Genomic DNA, 698 nt, shown 5'->3' with positions numbered 1-698 from the left:
GTTTCTATGGAGTTAGCGGTAGAACGAATTATTTACGGTAAAAGCCTTAACAATGGCCAGGTTTGTGTCGCTCCTGATTATGTAATGGTTCCGGAAGGCAAGAAAGAAGCATTCATTTCAGAATATAAGCGTCAATATCAAGCACTATTCCCTAAAGGTATTCATTCAGAAAATCTTACTTCAGTGGCGAACTCCCGTCAGTATGATCGCGTTATTTCGCTGCTTAATACTGAAATTGGAAAAGGCACACGAGTAGAGCCTTGCCACGTAGATAGCATCGATGAAAACGAGCACCGACTAGTGACTCATCTAGTGGTTGAACCGTCACTTGAATCTAACATTATGGATGAAGAAATCTTCGGTCCGTTACTTCCAATTATTGGGTATAAACAAATCGATGAAGCGATTGCGCTGATCAATAGTAAGCCGCGACCGTTAGCGCTGTACCTAATGACATTCGATGAAGCACTACAAAAGCGAATTAAACAGACTATCCACTCTGGCGGTATGTGTATTAATGATTGTGTATTCCACTTAGCGGTCGATGATGCGCCATTTGGTGGTATCGGTGAGTCTGGTAAGGGTAATTACCATGGTAAAGAAGGCTTTATTACCTTCTCACATGCTAAGACAGTCATGACAAGTGGTCATGAGCATCAAATTAAACATTTGTTCTCAGCGGAAGATAAAGAATTCAA

Annotated in this window: 1 protein-coding gene; it reads left to right on the top strand. The window is 41.3% G+C overall.

Going from position 1 to position 698, the window contains the following annotated elements; genetic code table 11:
• Positions 1-698: aldehyde dehydrogenase family protein (locus KIV40_RS28400; protein WP_285352562.1), on the top strand; the 698-nt coding region annotated here is incomplete at both ends.

The organism is Vibrio sp. D173a, assembly GCF_030248475.1.
The sequence above is the reverse complement of the archived record's forward strand: the minus strand, read 5'-3'. Positions and strand labels throughout refer to the sequence as shown.